General features: G+C 65.2%; 28 protein-coding genes. 11 read left to right on the plus strand and 17 right to left on the minus strand.

Annotated elements, in window-relative coordinates; genetic code table 11:
- Positions 1–103: 103 nt before the first annotated feature.
- A complete protein-coding gene (locus ACQPYR_RS05535) occupies positions 104–394 on the minus strand; it encodes a DUF6968 family protein (protein ID WP_433628367.1) in 291 nt (96 codons plus the stop codon).
- A 473-nt stretch (positions 395–867) separates the two neighbouring features.
- On the opposite strand from ACQPYR_RS05535, the gene ACQPYR_RS05540 reads away from it, so the two are divergent.
- Complete coding sequence (locus ACQPYR_RS05540; RefSeq protein WP_433628370.1) at positions 868–1,392, plus strand: DUF6879 family protein; 525 nt, start codon at positions 868–870, stop codon at positions 1,390–1,392.
- Positions 1,389–2,225 (plus strand): helix-turn-helix domain-containing protein, encoded by an 837-nt coding sequence (locus ACQPYR_RS05545; protein ID WP_433628372.1) that lies wholly within the window; start codon positions 1,389–1,391, stop codon positions 2,223–2,225. Before ACQPYR_RS05540 ends, ACQPYR_RS05545 begins: the two co-directional genes overlap by 4 nt.
- A gap of 62 nt (positions 2,226–2,287) precedes the next feature.
- On the opposite strand, the gene ACQPYR_RS05550 is transcribed toward ACQPYR_RS05545, so the two are convergent.
- Complete coding sequence (locus ACQPYR_RS05550; RefSeq protein WP_433628375.1) at positions 2,288–3,673, minus strand: serine hydrolase domain-containing protein; 1,386 nt, start codon at positions 3,671–3,673, stop codon at positions 2,288–2,290.
- 169 nt (positions 3,674–3,842) lie between these two features.
- Between ACQPYR_RS05550 and ACQPYR_RS05555 the strand changes: the two genes are divergently transcribed.
- Positions 3,843–4,418 (plus strand): Uma2 family endonuclease, encoded by a 576-nt coding sequence (locus tag ACQPYR_RS05555; RefSeq protein ID WP_433628378.1) that lies wholly within the window; start codon positions 3,843–3,845, stop codon positions 4,416–4,418.
- Here ACQPYR_RS05555 and ACQPYR_RS05560 read toward each other — a convergent pair.
- Positions 4,404–4,976, minus strand: coding sequence for a peroxiredoxin-like family protein (locus ACQPYR_RS05560; RefSeq protein WP_433628380.1), 573 nt, complete (start codon positions 4,974–4,976; stop codon positions 4,404–4,406). The two genes, ACQPYR_RS05555 and ACQPYR_RS05560, sit on opposite strands and share 15 nt — an antisense overlap.
- Before the next feature lie 71 nt (positions 4,977–5,047).
- Between ACQPYR_RS05560 and ACQPYR_RS05565 the strand changes: the two genes are divergently transcribed.
- Positions 5,048–5,659: a TetR/AcrR family transcriptional regulator gene (locus ACQPYR_RS05565; RefSeq protein WP_433628383.1), complete on the plus strand. Its 612-nt coding sequence runs from the start codon at positions 5,048–5,050 to the stop codon at positions 5,657–5,659.
- On the opposite strand, the gene ACQPYR_RS05570 is transcribed toward ACQPYR_RS05565, so the two are convergent.
- Entirely contained in the window at positions 5,660–6,787 is a 1,128-nt protein-coding gene (locus tag ACQPYR_RS05570; RefSeq protein WP_433628386.1) for a GDSL-type esterase/lipase family protein, read from the minus strand. It lies immediately after the preceding gene.
- Between the two features lie 110 nt (positions 6,788–6,897).
- On the opposite strand from ACQPYR_RS05570, the gene ACQPYR_RS05575 reads away from it, so the two are divergent.
- Positions 6,898–7,371, plus strand: a complete 474-nt coding sequence (locus ACQPYR_RS05575; RefSeq protein ID WP_433628389.1) for a MarR family winged helix-turn-helix transcriptional regulator — start codon at positions 6,898–6,900, stop codon at positions 7,369–7,371.
- A gap of 21 nt (positions 7,372–7,392) precedes the next feature.
- Here the strand turns inward: ACQPYR_RS05575 and ACQPYR_RS05580 are convergent, their stop codons facing one another.
- Positions 7,393–8,343 carry a helix-turn-helix transcriptional regulator gene (locus ACQPYR_RS05580; protein WP_433628392.1) on the minus strand — a complete coding sequence of 317 codons (951 nt, stop codon included), beginning with the start codon at positions 8,341–8,343 and terminating at the stop codon, positions 7,393–7,395.
- A 63-nt stretch (positions 8,344–8,406) separates the two neighbouring features.
- On the opposite strand from ACQPYR_RS05580, the gene ACQPYR_RS05585 reads away from it, so the two are divergent.
- Together ACQPYR_RS05585 and ACQPYR_RS05590 are read left to right on the plus strand one after the other, a co-directional pair.
- Positions 8,407–9,564, plus strand: coding sequence for an epoxide hydrolase family protein (locus ACQPYR_RS05585; RefSeq protein WP_433628395.1), 1,158 nt, complete (start codon positions 8,407–8,409; stop codon positions 9,562–9,564).
- An 86-nt stretch (positions 9,565–9,650) separates the two neighbouring features.
- Complete coding sequence (locus ACQPYR_RS05590; RefSeq protein WP_433628397.1) at positions 9,651–9,803, plus strand: hypothetical protein; 153 nt, start codon at positions 9,651–9,653, stop codon at positions 9,801–9,803.
- A 5-nt stretch (positions 9,804–9,808) separates the two neighbouring features.
- On the opposite strand, the gene ACQPYR_RS05595 is transcribed toward ACQPYR_RS05590, so the two are convergent.
- The 4 genes from ACQPYR_RS05595 to ACQPYR_RS05610 all read right to left on the minus strand — a co-directional run bounded on the left by ACQPYR_RS05595 (position 9,809) and on the right by ACQPYR_RS05610 (position 15,114).
- A complete protein-coding gene (locus ACQPYR_RS05595) occupies positions 9,809–12,028 on the minus strand; it encodes a 5-oxoprolinase/urea amidolyase family protein (protein WP_433628399.1) in 2,220 nt (739 codons plus the stop codon).
- Positions 12,025–12,645 (minus strand): urea amidolyase associated protein UAAP2, encoded by a 621-nt coding sequence (locus ACQPYR_RS05600; RefSeq protein ID WP_433628401.1) that lies wholly within the window; start codon positions 12,643–12,645, stop codon positions 12,025–12,027. The genes ACQPYR_RS05595 and ACQPYR_RS05600 overlap by 4 nt, the downstream gene beginning before the upstream one ends.
- Positions 12,642–13,391, minus strand: a complete 750-nt coding sequence (locus ACQPYR_RS05605; RefSeq protein WP_433628403.1) for a DUF1989 domain-containing protein — start codon at positions 13,389–13,391, stop codon at positions 12,642–12,644. Before ACQPYR_RS05605 ends, ACQPYR_RS05600 begins: the two co-directional genes overlap by 4 nt.
- Before the next feature lie 187 nt (positions 13,392–13,578).
- Entirely contained in the window at positions 13,579–15,114 is a 1,536-nt protein-coding gene (locus ACQPYR_RS05610) for an amino acid permease (RefSeq protein ID WP_433628406.1), read from the minus strand.
- A gap of 232 nt (positions 15,115–15,346) precedes the next feature.
- On the opposite strand from ACQPYR_RS05610, the gene ACQPYR_RS05615 reads away from it, so the two are divergent.
- Positions 15,347–16,000 (plus strand): TetR/AcrR family transcriptional regulator, encoded by a 654-nt coding sequence (locus tag ACQPYR_RS05615; RefSeq protein WP_433628409.1) that lies wholly within the window; start codon positions 15,347–15,349, stop codon positions 15,998–16,000.
- 117 nt (positions 16,001–16,117) lie between these two features.
- On the opposite strand, the gene ACQPYR_RS05620 is transcribed toward ACQPYR_RS05615, so the two are convergent.
- The 7 genes from ACQPYR_RS05620 to ACQPYR_RS05650 all read right to left on the minus strand — a co-directional run bounded on the left by ACQPYR_RS05620 (position 16,118) and on the right by ACQPYR_RS05650 (position 22,026).
- Positions 16,118–17,635 carry a TerD family protein gene (locus ACQPYR_RS05620; RefSeq protein WP_433635021.1) on the minus strand — a complete coding sequence of 506 codons (1,518 nt, stop codon included), beginning with the start codon at positions 17,633–17,635 and terminating at the stop codon, positions 16,118–16,120.
- 64 nt (positions 17,636–17,699) lie between these two features.
- Positions 17,700–18,230, minus strand: coding sequence for a hypothetical protein (locus ACQPYR_RS05625; protein ID WP_433628411.1), 531 nt, complete (start codon positions 18,228–18,230; stop codon positions 17,700–17,702).
- Between the two features lie 78 nt (positions 18,231–18,308).
- Positions 18,309–19,109, minus strand: coding sequence for a family 1 encapsulin nanocompartment shell protein (locus ACQPYR_RS05630; protein WP_433628414.1), 801 nt, complete (start codon positions 19,107–19,109; stop codon positions 18,309–18,311).
- Complete coding sequence (locus ACQPYR_RS05635; protein ID WP_433601269.1) at positions 19,106–20,134, minus strand: Dyp-type peroxidase; 1,029 nt, start codon at positions 20,132–20,134, stop codon at positions 19,106–19,108. Before ACQPYR_RS05635 ends, ACQPYR_RS05630 begins: the two co-directional genes overlap by 4 nt.
- A gap of 60 nt (positions 20,135–20,194) precedes the next feature.
- Positions 20,195–20,521, minus strand: coding sequence for a cupin domain-containing protein (locus ACQPYR_RS05640; protein ID WP_040695490.1), 327 nt, complete (start codon positions 20,519–20,521; stop codon positions 20,195–20,197).
- A 153-nt stretch (positions 20,522–20,674) separates the two neighbouring features.
- The gene (locus ACQPYR_RS05645) at positions 20,675–21,223 is read right to left on the minus strand and encodes a dihydrofolate reductase (protein WP_433628417.1); all 549 of its coding nucleotides are present in this window, start codon (positions 21,221–21,223) and stop codon (positions 20,675–20,677) included.
- A complete protein-coding gene (locus tag ACQPYR_RS05650) occupies positions 21,220–22,026 on the minus strand; it encodes a thymidylate synthase (RefSeq protein WP_433628419.1) in 807 nt (268 codons plus the stop codon). The genes ACQPYR_RS05645 and ACQPYR_RS05650 overlap by 4 nt, the downstream gene beginning before the upstream one ends.
- Before the next feature lie 42 nt (positions 22,027–22,068).
- Between ACQPYR_RS05650 and cobF the strand changes: the two genes are divergently transcribed.
- A complete protein-coding gene (gene cobF / locus ACQPYR_RS05655) occupies positions 22,069–22,809 on the plus strand; it encodes a precorrin-6A synthase (deacetylating) (protein ID WP_433628422.1) in 741 nt (246 codons plus the stop codon).
- Here cobF and ACQPYR_RS05660 read toward each other — a convergent pair.
- The gene (locus ACQPYR_RS05660; RefSeq protein WP_433628425.1) at positions 22,785–23,753 is read right to left on the minus strand and encodes an Lrp/AsnC family transcriptional regulator; all 969 of its coding nucleotides are present in this window, start codon (positions 23,751–23,753) and stop codon (positions 22,785–22,787) included. The genes cobF and ACQPYR_RS05660 overlap by 25 nt on opposite strands.
- A gap of 135 nt (positions 23,754–23,888) precedes the next feature.
- On the opposite strand from ACQPYR_RS05660, the gene ACQPYR_RS05665 reads away from it, so the two are divergent.
- Together ACQPYR_RS05665 and ACQPYR_RS05670 are read left to right on the plus strand one after the other, a co-directional pair.
- Positions 23,889–24,773 carry an NAD(P)H-binding protein gene (locus ACQPYR_RS05665; protein WP_433628427.1) on the plus strand — a complete coding sequence of 295 codons (885 nt, stop codon included), beginning with the start codon at positions 23,889–23,891 and terminating at the stop codon, positions 24,771–24,773.
- Positions 24,774–25,136: 363 nt separating this feature from the next.
- The gene (locus tag ACQPYR_RS05670; RefSeq protein ID WP_433628429.1) at positions 25,137–26,006 is read left to right on the plus strand and encodes an Fpg/Nei family DNA glycosylase; all 870 of its coding nucleotides are present in this window, start codon (positions 25,137–25,139) and stop codon (positions 26,004–26,006) included.
- Position 26,007 lies beyond the last annotated feature (1 nt).

Genomic DNA, 26,007 nt, shown 5'->3' on the forward strand with positions numbered 1-26,007 from the left:
CGGTAAGCGAAGCAAGAGCCCCGCACCTCGAAAGATGACGGTGCGGGGCTCTTGCCTTTCCGCTTCTACAGTTGGCCAGTTCCGTCTCGATGCACAGCTGTTGTCAGCTTCGAGGAAATCCGAGGTCGGATTCTCCTAGGAACGTGTACTCGCCTCCGTCGGCCTCGAGCAGACGACCGGCGAAGACCATTGCCTCGATCAGGGCCTGTACCGCATCCACCCCGAAGATGGCCCGGGTCAACGGCTCCGCCTCCATGCCTTCGATCCGAACGGTGCATGAGTAGGAACCGCTCTCGGACGGCTCCGGCTTCCCGAACGTGACGACCACTGGATCGTCACCCTTGCGGAGTTCGCGGGTCGCGATCGGCTCCCCGAGCTCCCAGGTCATTGCCATCGCCGCATCCTATCCAGCTGCGCCGAGCGCGGCAGGCGTGTCTGGTCCGTAGTTCTCCGGTCGGATGGGATCCGACACACATCCGCACGGCGGCGGGACCTTCCCGGTGAGACAGTCCGCATACCACTGGTTCGCAGCTCGCATGCAGACGGCCGACTTGCGCTTATTGCATTCCGGCACAAGGTAGTTGTAGTAATGGGCGTCGCAGGCGGCTTTGTCTACGCCGTCGACCTGCACGACACCATTTGTGCAGTGGGGCACCGTGAGCGGTGCAGCGGGCGCGCTCGGAGTGGAGAGCAGACCGGCCGATAGGCCGATACCGAGAATGACCAAGGACCGGATAACTGATTCGGGTCGAGGCACGTTCCTTGTGTCCGGTCGCCCGATCGCAGACCGTGAGACGCTGGGCCAGATGACGATGGAGACCTACGAAACCGCTATCGAGGTTCCGAAGGCAGAAAGGACGTTCTACGGTGCAACTGCTTCGCGACAATCCGTGGCCTGACCTATTCGGGCGGTGCCAACGGGAAGCGTTTCACCTCGAGGTCAGAGACACCTACGCGGTTCCCAACGAGTCGGAAGCGTTACGCCGGTTTCTCGATGGAGAGCCGGACGACAATGCTTGGTTCGAGCCTTGGGGAGAGTTGGTACGAGCTACGGTCGGCCGTGGTGTGGCTGTGACCCGGGTCCGGGTTGTGTCAGTGCCCCATGTCGATTATCAAAGGTGGTTACTCGCGCTTACGGCACTGAATGCCGAAGCGGGCGAGGACATTCGGTACTTGCCCCGGCAAATCGCTAGAGACGTGCCCGCCGATGATTTCTGGCTGTTGGATGACGAACGGGTGGTGTTCAACCTCGTCGACGAGAACGGACGTGCGGCCGCGGCGTCGGCTCTGACCACCGACCCGCGGATTGTCGACCTGTGCCGACAGGTGAAAGAGCGCGTGTGGCAGCTAGCTACGCCGTACGCCGAGTACGCGGTAGACATCCGGAGGTGAGTAACGGCATTCATGAGGCCCGGCAGGCGCTCGGGCAGCGGCTTCGGGAGATCCGACGAAGGTCGGGAATCTCAGGTCGTGAGCTTGCGCGCCTGTCTGGCTGGCATGAAACGAAGGTCTCCAAGATCGAGTACGGCAGAGTAAAGCCGTCAGACGCGGATATTCGTGCCTACTGCGCTCATACCGGCGCAGGTGACCAACTCGAAGATCTGTTGGCCACAGTCCACAACATCGATGCTGCGTACATGGAATACCGGCGGCAGCACGCAGCGGGACTCAAACGGGGACAGCAGAAGTCGGTCAGGCTCGCTGAGCGCTCGAAACTGATGAGGATCTATCAGCCGGTCGTTATTCCCGGCATTCTTCAGACTGCCGAGTACGCCGAAGCCATCTTGAGGCATTCAGTCGATTTCTATCGGCTACCCGACGACATAGACGAAGCGGTATCGAAGCGGCTCGAACGTCAGCAATACCTGTACAGAGGCGAACGGCGCTTTCACATCCTGATCGCCGAACAAGCTTTGTACACCTCGGTCGGCACCGACGCGGTAATGATTGGGCAGTTGGACCGGCTCATGGCCGTGATCGGCCTGTCTCGGGTTCGGCTTGGCATCATTCCGGCGCAAGCTGGCCCGCCGATGCAAACGACGAACTTCGTAATGTTCGATTCGCGCATGGTCACGGTCGAAGGCATCACAGCCGAGCTGACGATTACCCAACCGCGAGAGGTTGCGATCTACGGCCGGGCGTTCGATGTGCTGGCCGGCCAATCGGTTGTTGGTGAGGCAGCCCGGAAACTCGTCCGGAAGGCGCTCGAAAGCCGGGCTGAATAGCCGTCTGACGGACTTTCGGCCTATCCAGCTGGCCGTGGCAACGGCTATCGCTCGCTTGCGGATCAGGCGGTGGTCGAGACCCGGTTGAATATCCGCCCCGCCATATCTGCGCCCACGATCCGGCCGCGTTCGTCGCGGGTGAAGAAACCGCGCTGACCTTGCAGACCGCCACTGGTGACAATGTATTCGTCGCGGTTGCCGGGTAGCAGCCCGAGACCGGCCGCCGGAAGGTTCGGGGGGAGTTCGATTTCCGAGGCCGCGCGGACCTCTGGTTTGATCCCGCAGGCGACCGTCAGCCCGGTCTCGTCGGTGCCGATCGTGAGTGTCATGGCGTCGATTTCGTAGTCGCCGATGATCTTCTCGGCCCGCGCCGGGTCGAAGGGGAGCGGTTCGGGATCCTGATCGATCAGCCCGAGGTAATGCTCCAGCGCCCACCGCACCACGGCCTGGTTGAATTGGATGCCGTCGTCGGGGCCCGCATTGCACATGACGGTGATGGCGAAATTCCGTTCCGGCACGGTAACGAGTTCGCCGAATTGGCCGTTCGAAGAGCCGCCGTGGCTCACGACTCGCACACCGTCCGCATCGCGCAGGAACCAGCAGATACCGAAGGCATGGCCGAGGGAGCTGCCACGCAACTCGACGGTTTGCTCCTTCATCCGCACCAGCACCTCGGCGGGCAATACCCGTTCACCGCTTTCGGCCCGGCCGTCACCGAGTTGGAAACGCGCCCAACGCAACTGGTCGGCCACCGAAGATACGATGCCGCCACCTGGATTGTTGGCCCGCGTGTCCTTCCACTCGCGTGCCACCGTCAGCGCACCGTCGGCACCGCGATTGTGTCCGACCGCGAAGCGCCGAGTCATGATCTCGCTCGACAGATAACGACTGCGCGACAGCCCGATCGGGTCGAGCAGCAACTGAGCGACCGCCTTCTCGAAGGTCAGCCCCGTCACCTTCTTGATGACCCGCCGGAGCAGGTTGTACCCCGCCTGCGAGTAGGACGCGCGAGCACCGACCGGCCCGATCAGGTCCAACTCGTTTAGTCGCGCCACGTACTCGGCCAGCGCGTCGTCCCCGTCCCCGGTCTCGACGATCAGCCGAATCCCCAGCCCCGCAGTGTGATTGAGCAGATTCAACACCGTCATCTCCGCAGCGGCCGCCTCGTCGCCGAGCGCCAACTCCGGCACATACCGCCGCACGGGTGCATCCAACTCGACCTTGCCCTCCGCGACCAGCCGCATCACCGCCGTCGCGGTAAACGTCTTACTCACCGACCCCAACACGAACATCGTGTCCCGATCCACCGGCACCGGATTCTCGATACTCGTCACCCCATGCGCCGCGAAAACCTCCCGCCCATCAACCCAAACCCCCACCGCAGCCCCCGGCACCCCGAACTTCGCCGCCATCTCCGCAACGAATCCCCCCAGCTCAACCTCAGACATGGCCCAACCCTTTCCGTACTGTCCGCCACCCGGGGACGTCCCCCGTGCGGCCTGCCGGAACCATGCCCACCCCCACTGACACGCCGCTGACATGAGCTGCTCGGGCTAGACTCGGACGGACTGAGCGGACGTCGTTCGCTTCCGTTCGACGAGGTTGGAGGTGGTTCCAATGGCAATGCCCGCTCCTCGGTCCGATCATTGGACGGCCGCGGACCTCGATCACATTCCTGAAGACGGATTACGGTACGAGGTGCTGAATGGCCAGCTCGTCGTGAACGCTGCTCCCAAGCCACGGCATCAGTGGCTCATCAAATGGTTGACGCGCGCTCTCGACGACGTACTGCCTCCTGGATACGTCGTGCTAGAAGGCGTGGGCGTGCTGATCGGCGACGACGAGCCCATTCCCGACCTGATGGTGGCGGTCGGCCCGATCGACTGGGACAACCGCGGGGTTCCTGCTGAACAGGTGGAACTCGTAGTCGAAGTTGTCTCCAAATCGACGACGATGCAGGACCGCATGGTCAAGCCCGTGCTCTACGCCGCCGCCAAAATCCCCAACTACTGGCGCGTCGAGATCAACCCGTTCAAAGGCCAGCTCGCCGACGAAAAGTTGCCGGTCCTGTTCGCGCACGCCCTTGGGTCGGAAGACGCCTACGAACGGACGCACCGGGTGGCGGCCGGAGACACCGCCACCCTGCGCAGTCCCTTCGAATTCACCGTGGATCCGGCGTCATTGATGCCCTGAGCCGGACTTATCGCGGGTAGGCACGTGGGCGAGCAGTTCATCGACCGACCATTGGTCATCGGCGTGCACCCCGAGTTTGCCGGCGAGCACACGTCCGTCCGGCGCGATGAGGAAGTCGCCGGGGAGCCCTAGGCGCCCGCCTTCGGGTTCCGCTGGGGGAGCGGGCTTTTCCTTGCGGAGGACGGCCATGGTCGCGGTGGTGACGCCGCGGATTATGGTGGGCCAGGCGCGGGGGTCGAGGAGTGCGCGGGGCTTGGCTTCGATGCCGAATTCGCGGTAGAGGGTTCGGGTCGGGTCGGCGATGAGGTCGAAGGGGAGGTCGCCTTCGTATTTGCGCAATTCGGCTGCGTTGGAATGGAATACGACGACCTCGCGGATATCGGCGGCGCGGATTTCGGCGTGCCGCACCGCGAACGAGCGCAGGTGCAGGTTGCAGATCGGGCAGCCGGCGAAGCGGCGGAACTGTAGGTGGATCAGGCAATCCGGGTCCGGAATCCGAATTGTGCTGTCGGCGATGGTGACCAGTTCTCGGGCGGGCACCGTGGTCGGCATTGACATGGAAACTCCCTTCGTAGGTGTACGACGTACGCCTACGACAAGTATGCGCGTACCTTGTACGCTGTCAACCCGTGCCCCGCCCTCGCTCGCTGACCGGCCCCGCCATCGCGGCGGCCGCCGTCGCGGTGCTCGACCGCGACGGTCTGTCCGGCCTCACCATGCGCGCGGTCGCGAAGGAACTCCGCATCGCCACCATGGGCCTTTACCGCTACGTCGCCGACCGCGACGAACTCGAGCTGCTGGTCGTCGACCATCTCCTGGCCGATATCGACCTCACGCCACCGACCGACCCGGACTGGCGCGACCGCATCGCGGCCCTACTCGACCGCATGCGCACGACGGTATCCACCCACCCGGCCACGATCCCGCTGGTCGTGCGCCACCGTCAGTCCGCACCCAACAGCCTGCGCTGGATCGAGGCGATGCTGACCATCCTCACCGATGCGGGCTTTACCGGCATCGGCCGAGTCCTGGCCCAACGCACCCTGATGGCCTTCCTGCTCGGCCACCTCCAGAACGAGCACTACGGCCCACTCTCCGGCGCGGGCACCGCCGCGATGACCCGACTCGCCCCGGCCGACTATCCGGTACTCGTCGAAACCGCCACCGACGCCCGAAATGTCGATGCCGAGACGGAATTCCGCCTCGGCATCGAAATCGTCTTGCGCGGCTTGGTCCCGTAACTAGTCGGTAAGCCCCGGAATGGACATGGTCTCACCCATGATGCGGTGACCCGCATCGTTCAAATGCAGACCGTCACCGCTGTCCAGATCGGGTCGGATGAAGTCGGGATCATTCGGATCCTCGACGGCGGCAGCCACATCGAATACGGCATCGAAAATGGTTGTGGTGCGGAGCCATTCGTTGACATCACGGCGCACCACCCGGCCTTCGGCGACATTGAGATCTGGATAGATGACACCGGCGAACGGCCCGATGGTGTTGGCGTACACCGCAAGTCCCGCCGCACGGGCACGTCCGGCCAATTCGGTGAAACCGGTGATGAGCGCCTCGGCAGACGATGTGCTGTTGTCGAGGATCAGATCGTTGATACCGAAGTTCAGGACAACATGGGTGACGCCGGGAACTTCGAGCACATCGCGGTCGAAACGGGCCAGTCCGTGTTCGCCGATCTGGTCGGTCAGCAATCGGGTCCCGCCGATGCCCTGATTGACAACCCAACCGCTGGTGAGACGTTCGTTGAGGACGTCGACAGAGCGATGGTTCGCGCCGAGGGTGGACCCGACGCCTTCGAACCAGGAGTCACCGAACGCGACAACGATCGGGCCATTCGTCGAGGTGAGCACGTCGACACCGGTCACATAGAAGCGCGAGGTGGTCTCCTCGGCTTCGGATAGCGCGATCGCGGCGACCTGATCACCGGCGGCCACGAAACTGGATTCCACCGGCAGATGCGAGAAGGGTGCCAGGCCAGTCTCTTTCGGCAAGTAGATACTCAGCACCAGATCCGTACCCGCCGTCGACGCGAAATCGACCGGGTCGCTGACGATATCGCCCCCCGCCGGAATGATCACTTGCGCCCGGCCGTCGAAACGCAGCTCGGTATCGGTCTCCGCGACGATCTCCGCCCCGGCCTTGCGCACCGCGATCCGTGCCGCGCCGATGGTCACCGGCGTCGCACCATAGCGGTTCGTCAGCCGCACCCGCAGCTGCTCGCCGCCCCCGACCAGGTGCAACACCTGACGCACCGTCTCATCGACGAAGCCGCGCGGCTCGGCCAAACGGATCCGCTCGGTGGGGTCGACCAGTGTGGAACGGAAGCCCGCGACCCAGCGCGAAGAGGTAGTCATCGAAATCTCCATTTAGTTGCGGTGAGGAATATTGCGCTGACAACAATCTAGCGCATATGTTCCGCATGTCAACTATCCGCATAGCAAGTATCTCGGCTAAGCTCGCCACCGTGGACGCAGAACTCTTCGACGATCCCAGGCTCACCACCATGGGCCTGCTCTACGAGGCGTACGACGGCCTGACCCGAAAACTGGAACCGACCTGGAAGAAGCACGGTCTGTCCGGCCTCGACGTCAACGCGCTGATGCGCCTGAGCCGTTCACCGGAGTGTCGCCTGCGTATGACCGATCTCGCCGCCCAGACCAGCCTGTCCACCAGCGGCGTCACCCGACTGGTCGACCGCCTGCAGCGCAACGGCTTCGTGCGCCGCGAGCTCGACTCGGTCGACCGCCGCAGCTCCTACGCGGTCCTCACCGCCGCCGGCGCGACCCGCTTGGCCCGCGTACTCCCGGATTACCTGGAGGTCATCGAGCGCTGGTTCACCGGCCTGTTGCCCCCCGACCAACTCGATGCCTTCGTCGGCGGTCTGCGCACGATTCGCGATCAGGTGAGTCCGGAAGCCACTGCGCGCGAACCCGACTGAGCACCACCCGCCGTGTGACCGCTACTCGATCGCTGTGGTAAGGCGATTTGTGAGTTCGCGGACGTGTGCGATCAGTTCGGGGGGTTCGTGGATTCGGCAGTCGAAGCCGAAAGTCGCTATGTAGACGGCGAGTTCGTCCAGGGAGTTGGAACCGGTGCGGAGTAGGCAGGTCCGATCATCGATGGCCTCGATGACGCCCACGGTCGGGGCGATGCGTTCTGCGGCGACCTGGGCGGGTACGTGCAGGGTGACGCGGGCGACATAGCGGTAGGGGGAAGTCGTCGTGCCGCTGGTGATGTAGTGGGCTAGGTCGGTTTCGGGTGGCTCGCGCGGGGTGAAGCGAGGGCCGGTCGGAATGCGGGGGTGCAGGCGGTCGACGCGATAGGTACGCCAGTCCGCGCGGTCGATATCCCAGCCGATGAGGTACCAGTGTCGACCGGTGTGTGCCAGGCGATGCGGTTCGGCGGTGCGCAATGATGTTGTGCCGCTGTGGGTTCGGTAGTCGAAGCGCAGACGGTGATTGTCGCGGATGGCACCGGCGAGGGCGGTCAGCACATCGGGATCGACGGTGGGGCCTGCGGAAGGCACTGTGACAGTGACCGATTGGAGCAGGCTGACGCGATGCCGCAGCCTCGACGGCAGCACCTGCTCGAGTTTGGTGAGCGCGCGCAAAGAGCTGTCCGCGATGCCCGCGATGGTGCCGCCCGCCGCGGTGCGCAGCCCGACGGCAACGGCCACCGCCTCATCGTCGTCGAGCAGCAGCGGCGGCAGTTTCGCCCCCGCCCCGAGGCGGTACCCCGCCACACCGGCGGTCGCGTCGACCGGATAGCCGAGGTTGCGCAACTTATCGATATCGCGGCGCACCGTGCGCACATCGACGTCGAGGCGTTCGGCGAGTTCGGTGCCGGTCCAGTCGCGAGGAGTCTGCAACAGTGACAGCAATCGCAGCAGGCGCGCGGAGGTCTCCAACATGGCTGAAAGTCTGCCGCAAACCTAGGGCCGAAGCTGTCCTAGGTGGCCAATAGTGTGGTTTTCATGAGCACAGAAATCACCCCGTTCCGCATCGAAATCCCCCAGCAGCAGCTCGATGACCTGCGCAATCGTCTCGACCACGCGCGCTGGCCCGCCCCGCTGCCCGGCGATGGCTGGGACACCGGCGTGCCGACCACCTGGCTGCGCGAACTGGTCGACTACTGGCGCACCGGCTACGACTGGCGCGCCGCCGAGGCCCAGCTCAACACCTATCCGCAATTCACCACCGAGATCGACGGACAGCGCATCCACTTCCTGCACGTCCGTTCGCCCGAGCCCGATGCCCTCCCGCTGATGTTGACGCACGGCTGGCCCGGTTCGGTCGTCGAATTCCTCGACGTCATCGGACCGCTCACCGACCCGCGCGCCCACGGCGGCGATCCCGCCGACGCCTTCCACCTGGTCATTCCATCGCTGCCGGGATTCGGCTTCTCCGGACCTGTCAGCGACGACGGCTGGACCTTCGAGCGGATCGGCGCGGCATGGGTCGAACTCATGCGCAGGCTGGGCTACGAACGCTACGGCACTCAGGGCGGCGATCTCGGCGCATCCGTCAGCCCGCAGGTGGGACGCACCGCGCCGGACCGTGTTGTCGGAGTGCATTGCAATGGTGGCCCCGCCCCGATCCCACCGACACATCAACTGTCCGAAGAAGAGTTGGCGAGCATGACCGATCTCGAACGCGACCGGATCCGGCGCATACAGGCGTTCATGCGGGAGGAGTTCGGCTACATCGCCATCCAGTCCACTCGACCGCAGACTCTGGCGTACGGACTGGTGGATTCGCCGATCGGCCAGCTCGCCTGGATTATGGACAAGTTCCGCGAGTGGACCTATCCGCGAAATGTGGACCCGGACAAGGTCATCGACCGAGATCGGCTACTGACCAATGTGATGCTGTACTGGCTCAACGGCACCGCGGGCTCGGCTGCCTACGTCGGTTATGCACAGCGCGGCGGCTGGGGCACGACCAACGCGAACTCCGGTGTGCCGACCGCGGCCCTGGTTTTCGCCCACGACATCGTCATTCGTCGTTACTCCGAGACCGAGAACACCATCACCCGCTGGACCGATGTGGATCGCGGCGGACACTTCGCGGCGCTGGAGGAACCGGTACTGCTGACCGGCGATATTCGCGAATTCTTCCGCGAACTGCGCTGAAAACATGGGCCTGTTCCGGCATGTCGCGGCCGGAGCAGGCTCACAATCAATGGCAGCACGACGGTGGCAATGCAGAGGTGAGCGCCATGAGTGAGCCGAGACGGATTACTCAGCAACATCGGGAAGACTTCTGGCGGAGCTGCGGCTGGTCACCGGGTCTGCCGGAGGCCGAACGACACCATATCGAGGAACTCTGGGATGACGAGTCCATCGATATGGCAGAGCTCTTCGGCTGGTAATGCGATCAGGCGGTGAGTTCACCGGCCTGCCGCCAGGAGTCGCGTTCGGCGGCAAAGGCTTCGGCCTGTACCGCGCGGAATTCGTCTATGGATTCGGCATTGTCGGCCAGGAACTCGCGATAGTCGGCGAGCGCGAACTCACCGTCCTCGGCCCGCACCTGGACCTTGCCCGCCGCGAAATCGGCGCGCAGGTCGAGGAGCTCATCGGCCTCGACCGGATACCAGTGGATCCGGTCGAAATAGCGCAGCAGCCAGGGGGATTCGTCGCTCACGGTGCCGGGGTGACGGTGGTTCCAGACTTGGGTCGTGCGGCCCACGAATTGGTAGCCGCCGGGACCTTCCATCCCGTAGATGCACAGATAAGCACCGCCGATGCCGACGGCATTCTCAGGAGTCCAGGTGCGGGCCGGGTTGTACTTCGTGGTGACGAGCCGGTGGCGTGGGTCGGTCGGGGTGGCGACCGGTGCGCCGAGATAGACGTCGCCGAGACCGAGGACCAGATATTCGGCCCCGAAGACGGTGTCGTAGACCTCCTGTACCGACGCCAATCCGTTCATGCGCCGGATGAATTCGATATTCCACGGGCACCAGGGTGCGTCCGCGCGCACGCCGTGCATATAGCGGGTGATCGCCTCCCGCGTGGCCGGATCGTCCCAGGACAGCGGCAGGTGCACGGTGCGGCTCGGCACCACGAGCTGGTCGGAACCTGGGATGTGCTGTTCGGCCTCGGTGAGCAGATCGAGCAGCGTGGAGACCGGCATGACCGCCGGATCGACTCGGATCTGCAGAGAACGGACACCCGGCGTCAGCTCCGTCACGCCGCGCACACCGACCTCGAGCAGGTGCTGGTGCAAGGCGTGCACGCGGGCGCGCAGACCGAGATCCAGTGTCATGGAGCCGTATTCGACGAGTACGCCGTCGTCTCCCTGACGGCGGTAGGTCACCCCGGTCTCGTCGTCGGCATCGGTGCGGCGCAGTACACCGTCATCGCCGTCGCCGCCGGGGGAGAGCACCGTGGGCCACGCGGCGCGCCGGGCCGGGCCGAGTTCGCGCACCGAGGCGGCGCGATCGCTGCGGATCGGGACGAAGCGCACGGCATCGCCCGGCGCGAGCTGACCGAGTTTCCATCGGTCGGCGGCGACCACCGTCACCGGGCAGACGAAGCCGCCGAGGCTGGGTCCGTCGGGGCCGAGCAGGATCGGCGTATCACCGGTGAAGTCGAGCGCCCCAACCGAATACGGGGTGTCGTGGATATTGGACGGGTGCAGTCCGGCTTCGCCGCCATCGGTCCTGGCCCATTCGGGTTTCGGGCCGATCAGTCGTACGCCGGTGCGATCGGAATTGAAATGCACCTCGTAGTCGGTGCCGACGATCGTGTCGAAGTCATCGCGGGTGAAGAACTCCGGTGCGCCGTGCGGACCTTCGGTGACGGCCAATTCCCACCGCCGGGTGAGGACGGGCTGCTCCTCCATCGGCACCGCCGCCGCCACCCGGCCCTGATGCGTGCCCAGCGGCAGCATTTCACCGGCACGCAGCGCATTGCCCGCGCTGCCGCCGAATTTGCCGAGCGTGAATGTGGCTGTGCTGCCCAGATATCCGGGTAGTTGAATACCGCCTGCGATCAGCACATAGCAGCGCATGCCCGGTCCGCGCACCGGACCGATATCGAGCGTTCCATCCGCTGGAACCAACACCGTTCGCCACTGCTGTACACGGATACCGTTCACGGTGACATCGGTCGGCGCACCGGTGACGCACACCCAGGTCGGCGCGGAAAACTTCAGCGCGGGACCGCCGAGGGTGCACTCGAGGCCCGCGGCGCCCTCGGAGTTGCCGAGTACGCGGTTGCCGAGCCGGAACGACAGATCATCCATCGGTCCCGAAGGCGGAACTCCGATATGCCAGTATCCGATCCGTCCCGGCCAATCCTGCACGGTCGTCAGCATCCCCGGCCGCAGCACTTCGATCCGCGACGTGGTGTCGCCGATAACTTCGAGGTCGCTCCGGCCGACCGAATCGGCCGATTCCAGCCTGCCGTTCGTGTTGTCGTCGGCGGATCCCGCAGCGGCGGAGATGATCTCAGACGCGTCGGCCGTGTCGACGCTGATGTTCGCCCGGAACTGTCCAGGTGTGCCATCCGCGACGATCGAATGCTCGTCGATCGGCAGGGTCGACGACCCGGCCGGCTTCGCAGCACCGGTCGCGGACAAGCCGGTCGCGATCATCGGGTCACCACCATCCGCACGGGCGTGGGATCGAAGCCGTTGCAGGGGTTATTGATCTGCGGGCAATTCGACACCAGCACCAACGTGTCGATCTCGGCGCGCAGCGTGACTTTCTTTCCCGGAGCCGACAATCCGTCGACAATGCCGAGGGTGCCGTCGGCCTCGACCGGAACATTCATGAACCAGTTGATATTCGACACCAGATCACGTTTGCCCAGTCCCCATTTCAGTGCCTCGGTGAGGAAGTTCTCGACACAGGCGTGCTGGTGGCGGGTGTGATGGCCGTAGCGCAGCGTATTGGACTCCTGGGAGCAGGCCCCCGCGATGGTGTCGTGGTTGCCGACGTCGTCGGCGAGCACGGTCATGAGCGCGGTGCCCGCATCGGTGCGCAGCACACTGCCCGTCCCGATGAAGATATTGCGCTGTGCGGTGATGGTGGCCTGCGCGCTGTAGCGGTCGGTGTGGTCGGCCGCCGAGTACAGCAGGCAGTCCACCGCCTGATTGCCGTGCAGGTCGATGATTTCGAGCTGGTCACCCGTGCGGACCACGGTCGACCATGGCGCGCAGGCGGGCACGGTTTCGTCGCGCACAATGGTGCGGGTCGGTGCCGAGATCATGCTCCTACCTCCAGAGTCGCGGCCGTCCAGGCCTGTTCGGTGTTCTGCACGGCCCGCAGATACTCCGGATCGGAATTGTGCTGCACGGCAAGCTCTTCCGGTGCGGACCAGGCGACGATGTCGAGATCCGTCGCCGGCCGGTCGTCCAGCGGGTGTGCGGTGTCGGCGACGAGCAGCACCACCGGCAGGTGGATGAGCAGGTCGACCGAGGAGCCCGCGCCCGCACTACCGGTGGCGGTCAGCGCACCATCGGATTCGACGCGGACGCCGCGGAAGAAGGAAACGGTCGGCCCGATATCCCGTGGTTGGAGTCCTTGCTTCGCACCCGCGAGCCGCAGCAGCGCGCGGCCTTCGGGAGTCGGGCCGCACAGGGTGTCGTGCCGACCTGACGTGTCGGCGACCACGGTGGCCAGCACCCGCCCCTGATCCGAGAGCAGTGGATGTCCGGCACTCAGATATGCCTGCCACGGCACCTTCACGGTATCGGCGACATTGAGCCGCTCCCACGGTGCGTCGGCCCGCAGCAGCAAGAGGTGCGCGCATGCGGCACCGGCGGGGTCGCGCAAGCGCAGCCTGGTCCCGCGACCGAGTACGGCACTTGCATATCCACCGGCCGGAATACGTTGGGCGTAAGTGATTTTCGATGCGGCGACACCGTCCGGCAACTGCGGCCCCGAGATGGTTGCTGCGGCCGCTTGCGACCTCGCATGTGCGCGCGCTCCGGTAGTGGAGGCTGTGCTGGTCATCGTTGTCCCTTTCGGTGCGGGTGCGTTCGTGCTACCGAACTCTTGTGCCGCGAAAGTGCTCCGCGAGTGCTCGATACGTTTCGAGGACCGGGTTCGGCGCGATCGGCTGCTGTTGGGCGAGTCCGTGTGTGCAACTCGGTCGGATGCTGCGCGGTGGCGGTCGTCGAGGCCGCCACCGCGCACCCGGTCAGGCCGGCTGGGCAGCGGGTTCGAGACTTTCGGTACTCGGACCGGCATTGACGATGCGATGCACGACAACTCCGACAGCGACCACGATCACCACGAAAAGCGGTGCGGCCCAGAGCATCCACCAGCCGCCGCCATTCGGCGTGTAGACTTCGGCACGCGGCCAGGCCAGATTCACCGCCATCGCGACGCCCCAGACGACGGCGAGTGCGTTGATCGGAATTCCGAAGCGCCCCAGGCTGAACAGTCCGACAGCGCCACTGTCCCAACCCCGGATCCGCCGCATCAGCAGCGGCACCGTGACCAGCAGATACGCCAGATAGAGCGTCACGATGCAGACACTGGCCAGGGTGGCGAAGATCGCCGCATTGCCGAGATTGAGCACCAGCAGCCCGATGCCGAGCACGCCGATGATCACCGCGGGTAGCACTGGTGTGCCGAAGCGCGGATGCACCACGGCCAGGCGACGGGCGAAGGGCAACTTGCCGTCTCGCGCCATCGAGAACATCAGCCGTGACCCTGCGGTCTGAATTGCCAAGGTGCACACCGTAATCGCCACCGCGACGCAGCCGAGTAGTACCTTGCCGGCCGGGCTGTCCAGCTTCGAGGTGAGCACATAGGCCAGGCCCTCGGTGCCCAACGAACCGTCATCCAGACTCGGCGCCGCCATCAACGCACCGAGCAGCAGCAGTCCACCGCCGAGTGCGGAGACCGAGAGCGCGGTCAGAATGGTGCGCGGCGCGACCCGGCGTGGATTCTTGGTCTCCTCGGAAAGCTCTCCGGCGGAATCGAATCCGACCATCACATAGGCTGCCATCAGACCGGAGACGAGGAATGCCGCCCAATACGGCCCGGGTGCGGCCTGATCGGTTTGCAGTACCACGCCCGGTCCACGCTCGGTGTGGGTGAAGAACAGCGCGATTATCGCCAGCACGCCGATGATCTCCACGGTGACGCCGATCGAATTGATCCGCGCCATCAGATCGATGCCGATCACATTGATCACCGTGGTGAGCACCAGCAGGATGCTGCCGAGCAGTACCGCATTGGTGGCGCCGGAGGTCGAGGTGAGCGCGGTGTCGTCGCCGACGATCTGGAATCCGCTCCAGATCGATGGCAGCACCACCTGTAGCGCGATCGCGGCGGCAGCGGCCGTGACGATCTGCGCGATGACCATCATCCACCCGGCGAACCAGCCGACGACCTCGCCGCCGAGTCGACGCGACCACTGGTAGATACAGCCCGAAATCGGGTAGCGCGCAGCCAGTTCGGCGAAGTTCAGCGCGACCAGGAACTGTCCGGCGAACACGATCGGCCAGGTCCAGAAGAATGCGGCACCACCGAACGAATAGCCGAAGCCGAAGAACTGGAAGATCGTGGTGAGAATCGAGACGAAGGAGAATCCGGCCGCGAATGAGGCGTACCGGCCGAGTTTGCGGTGTAGCACCGGCTGATAACCGAAGCCGGCCAGGTCGGCATTGTCCTGGTCGGCGGGCGGTGGGAGGACGGGGGCGGGGGAATCGACTCTGGTGGCCATGGGGGTTCCTTCGCGAGCGGCCAATACCTATCGCATGACAGTTTTGCGGTCGCGATCGCGCTTTCGGTGTCCCTCGTGTATCGCTTCCGGGAACGCCGGTAACTTCTGCGTTGCCTGGATTTCTATCGAGTGACAGAAATCTCACAACTGGGCAATCGTGCTGGAAACATCAGACCGGTCCGATCGCTATGGCGGCGGTCGGCCGGATCGGACGCGGTGTCAGAATGGCGTCGTGGCAAATCTCGGTCCCGGCCGTCCCCGTCTCGACCAGCGCCCCCGGCGTGGTCGGACGCCACGCGCGGAGATCCTCGACGCCGCCGGAGAATTGTTCACCACCAATGGTTACGCCAATACCTCGACGCGGACGGTCGCCGATGCGGTCGGTATCCGGCAGGCCTCGCTCTACCACCACTTCGCGTCCAAAGACGACATCCTCGACGCACTGCTCGCCGAAACCATCGCAGGCCCCTTGGATCTCGCCGAACGCATACGTGAGGTGCCGGAGCCTTCGCACACCCGGTTGTACGCGCTGGCCTGGTTCGACGTGCGCCAGCTGTGCGCGTCGCATTGGAATCTCGGTGCGCTCTACCTACTTCCGGAATTACGCACCGAACGCTTCGCCGCCTTTCGATTGCGCCGCGACGAATTGCGCAGGCACTACGAAACTTTGGCCGCGGCAGTCGCTGCCGAGGCGGACGTGCCTGGGGCCGAGGCCCTGCCGTTCCGGCTCGTGGAGACGGTGATCAACATCCGCTCCGACGAGGGCAGCGCACCCGCCCACGCCGAACGCACCATTCCCGACGCGATCATGCGCATGCTCGGCTGGCGCGGCGATCTGGACGGCCTCCGCGCCGATGCCACCGAACTCATCCAGCGTTTGGCCTGAACCGCCTGCACGCCACGACTTTCCCTCGACGGCCACCCATTCCATCCCTCAGTCCTAGACCAGGTCGACGCTCTGGTCGAGGAAGATCGACGGGTCGGTCGGCCGCGGCAGGCGGCCCTAGCCTTTACCGCGTGTGGCTTTGAATTCGAAACCCCAGTTGTACATCCGCGCGATTTCGCGCACACCGCCGCCCGGATGCCCCGAGGGCGGCCGGACGAAGGTGCCGTCGCGACGAACGATCAACTCGCCGTTGATATTCTCGATATGGGCGAGGATCACATCGCGCGAGTTGTCCTGGCAGCCGCCGATGATCATTTCGATCGGCGGCGAGTTCAGCGGATACAGCGTCGCGGTGGACTGCACGCCCTGGAAGTTGTTCGCACCCTCGTAGATCGAGGCGAAGACCAGAATCCGGCGGAACTGCGCGGTGTAGTCGAGATTGATATCGAGATTCTCACCGGTCGCGCTGCTGCCGGTCCGGTCGTCCTGATCGAGCCGGATGAACGGCGGGCGATCCAGCGCGCCGAACGAACGGTCCAGGGCACGAACGGATCCGATCCGGCCGTCGGCCAGTTCGAAGAAACAGCACAGATCGAGGTCGAGGGCGTTGGCGCGCTTGCGGCCGAACAGACCACCGCCGCCGGTCTGCGCGGTGACCCAATTCAGGTTGACCCGCATGGTGCCCGAGGTCGCACCATGCTTGGTCAGCGAGACCGTCGGCGCGTCCTTCGTCAGCGAAACCTTGCTGAGATCGACCGGCGCGCCGGCAGTTGGGGCGAATTGGTTGGATGCGGTCGGCGGCGCATAGGGCTGCGATGGTTGGTTCGGCGGCGCATAAGGCTGCGGTTGCTGGTCGGGCGGCGCATAGGGCTGCGGCGTTTGGTTCGGTGGAAAAGGGTTCTGCGCGTATGGCTGCGGCGTCGGGCTCGCCGGATACGGCTGCGCCGGATTCGGCGGATATCCGGGCGGTGCCGCGGGCGGATACTGCGGATACTGCGGAGACGTCGCGGACTGCTGCGCCGGCGAAGGCGTGTGCTGTTGTGACGCGGGCGTGTGCTGCTGCGTCGGAGGCGTCGGGTGAGCCGGTTGCGCCTGACCCGCAGACGCCTGCCCAGCCCCAGGATCATCAACCGAAATCCCGAAATCGGTAGCCAGCCCGGCCAACCCGGTCGCATACCCCTGACCGACCGCCCGGAACTTCCACGCCCCCTGCCGTCGATACAACTCCCCGAGCACGAACGCGGTCTCGGTGCTCGCCCCCGTGCTGTCGAATCGCGCCGCCTCCGCGCCGCTCACCGCATCGAGCACCCGCACATAAAGCCCTTGGAACTGCCCGAATGTGCCACCATCCGCGGATGCCGCGATCACAATCGTGTCGATCTGCGATTCGACCTGTGCCAGATTCACCGACAACGTGTCGATGACCGTCGGTCCCGGTCGCTTCCCTTCGTGCCGCACCGCGCCGGACGGATGACTCGGCTGGTTGTAGAAGACGAAGTCGTTATCCGACCGCACCTTCCCGGAGACGAGTAACAGCGCGGACGCATCGGCATCCGGAACCCCTGGACCTGACTGCCACCCCAGCTCGACGCGGACTGAAGACATCGGCACCGCAACATTGGCGCCCTTCATCATCGACACATCTGCCAAGGTATACGACCTGGGCGCGCCCTGTCTCGGTCACCGCGGGCCTCGGCTATCAGCGGGTGGGCGGCGCGATCTGCCAATGTTGTTGCAGCGCACCGGCGATCTCCGGCAGCACGGTGACCGGCACGCGCTTGCGTCGCAACATGGCCCGAATCTCGTTGACCTGCTCGCGTTTGCGCATGTCGTACGCCCCGGCGACGGGCCGCCGCACCGGCGGGATGGACAGCAGCACCAGTTCGCCGTGCCGCTCGTCGCCGCCGATCAGATCCAGTGCCAGCGACCAGCGGGCCCGCTCGTCGAGTGCGAACCGTCCGGCCACCACTCGCTCCCAGTCGATACTGGATTCCCGCCACGGCGTGCGCTGGTAGATCGCCCCTTCGGTGAGCACGACGACGTCTCGCCCGAACAGCGCTACCAGCAGCGCGATTCCGGCGACCGCACCGGCCAGCAGACCGGTGAAGATCCGGTTGGCCCCGAATCCGGTCACGATCGCACCGCAAACCAGCACGGTGACCGCGATCCCGAGTATCCCGTACAGCATTGCCCGCCCGGTCGGAACCACACCCGCGCGCACCATCGTCATCTCGACCTCCTGCATACCGCACCCCAACCTAGCCGGTCGGTTTGCTGCCGGCTTCCCGATGCGGGCGGGTCCCAGATATCAGGACGCCAGTGCGACGGCCGCCTCGCCGGTGTAGACGAGGAACTGCAGACTCTGCTGGAAGTAGAGCTGCACCGATTGCGCGTCATGGGTCTGGTAGCCGATGGACAGGTCCTGGCCCAGTTGCAGATCGAAATCGCCGCCGCGCGTGGTCAGTACGAAAGCACCATCGATGGCCGGGGCCCAGATGATCTCGCCCTCCGGGATGAGGCGTTCGATATGGGTGCGGATCGGGTGGCCGTGATCGGAGGTCTCGCTGACCGCCGTGTACAGGTCAGCGCTCAACAGCACCGAATACGGACCGTCGACGCCCGCCAACCGTAGCGCGCTCAGCGCCTGCGCGACGGACTCCGGCACCAGTCGCGGATCGCTGGGCAGCGTAATCGGCGCATTGGACGAACTCGCCCGAATACCGGTGATATTCGCCGCCTGATAGCCCTCGAAGATGGCCCGGTCCTCGGCGAACGCGATCTTGCGCGCGGCCTCTTTCACCGCATCCAGATCGGTGTCCTGCGCGCCGCGCTCGACATCGTCGAGCTCCTCGCGCGACAACGTGAACGGCACCCGCAATTCGACCAGCGGCGCGACCACTCGCTGCCGAGCCTGCACCCCCTCATCCGGTGCGGTGATGACGGTGGTGCGGCCGAGGCCGACCGCGGAGTAGTCGGTGCCGTGCGGCCCGGACAGGTCGACCACCCGGCGACCGGCGATATGACGTTTGAAGGTACGCGTGGCCTCTTGCTCGATGGCTGTCCATGCCTCGGCGGTGATCGGCGCGAGTTCGCGATGGAGGTTGTTCATGATTGCATGCTCCTTTTCAACGTGCCGATACCCAGAGAACCGTTACCGCCAACACGATTCGGCGATAAAGATTCCGCGAGCGCTGTCGTGGCGACCTCGGGTGCGTCGGGGAGGTCGTCGAAGAAGTCGAGGGGCGGTGCGAAGAACAGCGTGCCGGTCACCGCGATGGAGAAGTCCAGGATCCGGTCATAGGCCGCCTCCTCGGTTCCGATGAACATTCGGGTGAGCATGGTTTCGGTGATGCTCGGCGTGGCCGCGTAGGCGACGTAATAGGTGCCGAATTCGCCGTCCTTGACGCTGCCGAAGGGCATATTGGCGCGCAGGATCTTTCGCTCGGTGCCGTCGTCGTCGGTGACGGTGTTCACCGCGACATGCGAATTCGCGGGCTTGTCCGCATCGGAGAGCTCGAAATCGTCGAGTTTGGTGCGTCCGATCACCCGCTCCTGCTCCTCGATCGACAGCGCCCGCCACTCGGCCATGGGGTGCAGGTACTTCTGCACGATGACATAACTGCCGCCCGTGAAGTCCGGATCCTCATCGCCGACGAAGGCCGCGCTGAAGGCCGCTGAGCCTTCCGGGTTCTCCGTGCCGTCCACGAAGCCGAGCAGATCGCGCTGTTCGAAGTACCGGAACCCGACGGTCTGATCGACGATGGTGACCGCGCCGTCGAGCCGGTCACCGATCGTCATCGCCAATTCGAAGCAGGCGTCCTGGAATTCGGATTTGATGTGGAAGAGCAGATCGCCCGGCGTGGTCGGCGCGCTGTGGTGCTCGCCGACGAATTCGGGCAGCACATGCAGTTCGGCCGGTCGTGGGCCCGCGAAGAGGCGATCCCACGCCTCGGACCCGATCGATGCGACGCAGGTCAGCCCGGCGCCGGGCAGCCGGAAGCCGACCGAACGACGTAACCCGGGGAGATCGGCGAGCAGGTCGCGCACCGCCGCTTCGCCACCTTCGTCGATTGTGGCGACGAGGAAGATGGCGGCCGGTGTGAGCGGTTCGAGGATCGGCTGCGGCTCACCCATGCGCTCCACCCTAGAGGGCGGCTCCGACAAACCGGCCACGCGGTGCGGCCCCGTCGGCTCCTACTTGGCCACTGTCAGCAGGAATGCGACATCGTCCACGGCCTTGACGCTGTGCCGTGCCTTGGGCACGACCAGCAGGTCGCCGGCCGACCCCTTCCACTCGTTGGTGCCGCTGATCAAGGTCAGTGTGCCGCTGAGCACCAGCAGCGTGGACTCGCCTGCATTATCGTGTTCGGCCAGGCTCTGTCCCGCCGACAGACCGACCACGGTCTGCCGCAGTGCATTGGCATGACCGCCGTAGATGGTTTGCGAACTGCGCCCGCTCGTGGCGGTGCTGGCCAACTTGAGCTGTTGGCGCGCGACCGCAGTCAGCGATTTCTTGTCCATGGACCACCTTCCGCAGATGCAATCAGCCGGATCAGGGCTGGTGACACGGGCTGATATCCAGGAGTATGCCCGAATGGCGGGTGATGTGTGTCCGGTTTGGTCGCCGTGGCGGTATGCGGCGTGTTCGCTGCCGATCGGTGCTCGAAAGTCGAACTACTTGCGGGTGTAGCGACGAATCCGGAAGCGCAGGCCGGTCTTCGATTCGTGCCACGGGTCGGTGTCGTCGGCGTGCCATTCGGGGCCGATGGTGGGTGCGTAGGCGTCGCCGTCGACGGCGGTGTCCACCTCGGTGACGAGCAGGTCGGTCGCGAAATCCATTGCGGCTCGGTAGATTTCGCCGCCGCCGATGATCCAGACGTCCTCCGGCGCGGTCACGCCCATAGCTTCGGACAGCGATGCGGCGCGTTCGGCACCCGTCCCCGACCAGTCCGGCTGCCTGGTCACCACGATATTGCGGCGACCGTCGAGCGGGCGGAATCGAGGCGGCAGGGAATCCCAGGTGCGCCGGCCCATGATGACCGGATGACCCATGGTGACGGCCTTGAAATTCGCCATATCCTCGGGCACACGCCAGGGGATGGTGTTCTCGAAGCCGATCACCCCGTCCGGAGTCTGCGCCCAGATCAGACCGATGGTGCGCTCGCGCCCTGCTGTCGCCCGACCACCACCCCCCACCGAATCGCTATGCGATGCTGCGCTCATACCGCAACCGGCGCCTTGATCGCCGGATGGTGTTGGTAGCCGACCACTTCCACATCTTCGTAGACGTAATCGAACAGTGTGGGTGCCGGCCGCAGGTTCAATGTGGGGAACGGGTAGGGCTGCCTGGTCAGCTGCTCGGTGACCTGCGCGACATGGTTGTCGTAGATATGGCAGTCGCCGCCGGTCCAGATGAATTCACCGGGTTCCAGCTCGGTCTGCTGCGCGACCATGTGCGTGAGCAGGGCATAGCTGGCGATATTGAACGGCACGCCGAGGAAAAGGTCCGCGCTGCGCTGGTAGAGCTGGCAGGACAGCTTGCCGTCGGCCACATAGAACTGGAAGAACGCGTGGCACGGCGCCAATGCCATCTTGTCGAGGTCGGCCACATTCCAGGCCGAGACGACGATGCGCCGGGAATCCGGATTGGTGCGCAGGGTGTGCAGTACTTCGGCGATCTGGTCGATGTGGGTGCCGTTGGGAGTGGGCCATGATCGCCACTGCACGCCATAGACCGGACCGAGTTCGCCGTGGCGATCCGCCCACTCGTCCCAGATGGAGACGCCGTGTTCGTGCAGCCAGGCCACATTCGAATCGCCGCGCAGGAACCACAGCAATTCGTAGACGATCGACTTCAGATGCACCTTTTTGGTGGTGATCAGCGGAAAGCCCGCGGCGAGGTCGTAACGCAGCTGATGGCCGAAGACGCTGCGGGTGCCGGTGCCGGTGCGATCCGCCTTCGCGGTGCCGGACTCCAGGACCAAGCGAAGCAGGTCCTCGTACTGGGTATCAGCATTGTTGGCCACGCCTGGCGAGCTTACCCATGTCGTGCCTGGCAAGCTCGAGCCATGCGCAAGCTCTACGTGATCGGCATCGGTGCCGGGGATCCGGACCAGGTGACGGTCCAGGCGATCAAGGCAATGCGGCAGGTCGAGGTGTTCTTCGTGATCGGCAAGGGGGCCGAGAAACAGGAACTGGTCGACGTGCGCACGTCGATCCTCACCGAACACCTCGATCACCCGTATCGCATCGTGGAGATCGCCGATCCGCCGCGTGACCGGAATCCCGCCGACTATCAGGGCGTCGTCGCGGATTGGCACGATCGCCGTTCGGCGCTGCTGGAGCATGAGTTCGCGCAGGTCGCCGGTGTCGGCGGCATCCTCGTCTGGGGCGATCCCTCGCTCTACGACAGCACGCTGCGCATGATCGAGCGGGTGCTCGCTCGCGGTGCCGAGAGCTTCGATTACGAGGTGATTCCTGGCGTCACCAGCGTGCAGGCCTTGGCCGCTCGGCATCGGATGGTGCTGCATCGCATCGGCGAGCCGGTGCACATCACCACCGGGCGTCGGTTGCGCGAGGACGGACTCAGCGGCTCGACCCTGGTGATGCTGGACGGTGACTGTTCGTTCACGGAGGTGCCCGGCGACGACGTGCACATCTGGTGGGGCGCGTATCTGGGGATGCCCGACGAGACGCTGATCGAAGGACCGCTGCGTGCGGTCGAGCGGGAGATCGTCGAGCGGCGCACTCGGTTACGTGCCGAAAAGGATTGGATCATGGACGTTTACCTCCTGCGTCCGGGCTCCTGATGCGAGACGGCCTTCACGGTGGCGAGCACGGGTGTGGTCTCCAAGGTGTGAATGGCCTCGAATGCGCCGAGGCGTTGGATGAGGTAGTGGTGTAAGGCCTCGGGGTCCGAGCACATGGCTTGGGCGACAAGGTTTGTCGGGCCGGTCGTGGCGGCGACGAAAGCGAGTTCTTCGTGCTCGGCGAGCGCGGTCGCGATGCGGTCGAGCTGGGATGGTGCCACCGACATCCACAGCAGCGCTTGGGTGGTGGCGCCGAAGCGCGTGTCGTCGAGTTCGACATCGAAGAAGATCGCCTGTGCCGCTTGTAGTTCCGTGAGCCGTCGCGTGACGGTGGCCGGTGACCAGCCGGTCGCCGTGGCGAGCTGGGACAAGGTAGCTCGGCCGTCTTGTTGCAGGGCGTTCAGTAGCGCGGCATCGGTGTCTGCGAGGCCACGCCGGGGTGTGGACCCGGATCGTTTCGGCTCCAGTTGTTTTCGTTGTTGTTCGCTCAGTGCGGTGATGTGGCCGCGCCATGCGGTAGGTCCGCCGAGATAGGTGTGCAGAACGTAGTGCGCGGAGACGGCGGTAATGCCCGCGGCACGGGGGAGGTCCCGCAGCAGTATCGAGCGCGCGGCGTCACCGCGCGGAATATTCACTACCAGAAGGATTTCCGTGCCGCCGGAGATGAGTTTGACCCATGACGTGTCGGGGCGGCGAGCCAGCGAGTTCGCGAGGTTCTGGCCGCTGGCCGTGGTAGTGGTGAGGCGCACCAGCCACTGGGTATGTGCGGTGTGGCTCGGATCCGCGAGGCCGACCACCCGCAGTCCGGCGGTGGCGCGTAAGCGTTGGTAGCGGCGGGTGACGGTCTGGGTCGAGACGTCCAGGACCGCCGCGATCTTGCTGAACGGTGCGCGGCCATCGATGTGCATGGCATGGATCAGGCCGCGGTCAACGTCATCGAGCATGGAAATATCTTTCACATTTGCGCTTGATATGGAAGGTATTCGCTGATCCTCGTCGGTTGATGGTGCACTTCGGCGCGTCTGCCGAAGGTGGACTTTGCCCCGGGCTGCTCGGCCCGGCAGACGAAGGAGAAGTCGATGATTCTGGTGACCGGAGCGACCGGAACCGTAGGCCGCGAGTTGGTCGGTCAGTTGCTCGCGCAGGGCGTTCCGATGCGGGCGGTGACCCGGCGGCCCGAACTCGCCGGCCTGCCCGACAGCATCGAGGTGGTACGCGCGGACCTGGGCGATCCCGACAGCCTCACCGATGCGTTGTGTGGTGTCGATCGGGTGTTCTTGTTGTCCAGCGGCCCCGAAATCCCAACGCACGACGCGAATCTCGCGCAAGCCGCAGCCCGTGCGGGCGTTGGGCACATCGTCAAGATGTCATCCGGCCGCACCGGTGACGACACCGCGACCGATCCGATTCCCACCTGGCACCGCGCCGGAGAACAGGCGGTCCGCGACAGCGGAGTCCCGTGGACCATGGTGCGCCCCTTGGGATTCATGGCCAACGCGCTGCACTGGGCCGGTTCGATTCGCGATCACGGAGCGGTCTACGCCCCGTTCGGCCAGGGGCGTATCGCCGTCGTCGACCCGCACGATATCGCCGCCGTCGTCGCGAAGGCACTCACCACCGACGGCCGCGAGGGCGAGATCTACACGCTGAGCGGCCCGCAGCCGCTGTCCCCCGGCGAGCAGACCGAAATCCTCGCCGACGTCTTGGGCCGCCCGCTGCGATATATCGAAGTGGAACCCGCCGCCGCCCGCCAGTCCATCATCGACCACGGCGTCCCCGACGAGATGGCCGAGGCGATCATGGCCCTACGCGCCACCGCCTTGGAGGCCTTCACCTCGGTCGTACACCCCACCGTCGAGCGCATCACCGGAACCCCACCCCGGACTTTCCGCACCTGGGCCGAACAGCACCGCGCCCACTTTGCCCCAGCGGATGCCTATCGCCCGCCCTCGCGCGCAGACTAGCCCCCACTCCGGGTGCTCGCCGAGCGTAGTCATATGCCGGTCGAGTTCGGCGTGGGCGACCACCATTCGACCTTCGACGGAACTACCCGAGCCCAAGGCTCGAGACGGCAGAAGCTATTTGCACGCGGCCCTAGCGTTCCCGTTCCCGTTCCCGTTCCCGTTCCCGTTCCCGTTCCCGTTCCCGCTGCCGCTGCCGCTGCCTGGCGGCCGCTGCTGGCTGCGTCGGGCGCTCCGCGATCAAGATCAGGTGGAATCTGTGCAGGCATCGCCCGAGAAGCCCCCGCCACCAGTGCCACCTGATCTTGATCCACTTGCGTGCGTGAAACTGCGCTGATGTCGGTGGGTCCGGGTAGCCTGAGGATCGTGCCTGAGCTACCGGAAGTGGAGGCGTTGGCGCAGTTCCTGCGGGAGCACGCGGTCGGCGCTGTAGTGGGGCGTGTCGATGTGGCGGCCTTGAGTGCGGTCAAGACGTTTGATCCGCCGGTTACGGCACTGTCCGGGCGCGATGTGACCGGGGCGGGCCGGTGGGGGAAATTTCTCGGGCTGGAGTGCGACGGGCTCTGGTTGATCACCCATCTGTCGCGCGGCGGGTGGTTGCGGTGGATCGATGAGCCGAGCCAGACGCCACCCAAACCGGGCGGCAAGAGCCCGCTCGCGCTGCGGGTGCACTTCTTCACCCCGGAGGGCATGACGCCCGCTTTCGACCTGACCGAGGCGGGCACCAAGAAACGGCTTGCGGTGTATATCGTCGACGATCCGAAACTCGTGCCCGGCATCTCGCGCCTCGGCCCGGACGCACTCGAGGTGACCGAAGAGCAATTCGGCGAAATCCTGCACGCCGCATCGCAACGCATCAAGACCGCGATCGTCGACCAGTCCCTGCTCGCCGGAATCGGCAATGCCTACTCCGACGAGATTCTGCACACCGCGAAGATCTCACCCTTCGCTAACACCAAAACCATGTCGGTGGAGACCATTTCGGTGCTGTACGAGGCCATGCGTTCGGTGCTTACCGACGCTGTGCAGCGCTCGGTCGGCCAGGACGCGGCCCGCCTCAAGGGTGAAAAGCGTTCCGGTATGCGGGTACACGCCCGCACCGGCATGCCGTGCCCGGTGTGCGGCGACACCGTCCGCGAGGTCTCCTACGCCGAGCGCTCCTTCCAGTACTGCCCGACGTGCCAGACCGGTGGAAAGGTACTCGCGGACCGCCGCATGTCGCGCCTACTGAAGTAGT

Origin of the sequence: Nocardia sp. CA-120079 (assembly GCF_050955745.1) — a bacterium.
GTDB lineage: Bacteria > Actinomycetota > Actinomycetes > Mycobacteriales > Mycobacteriaceae > Nocardia.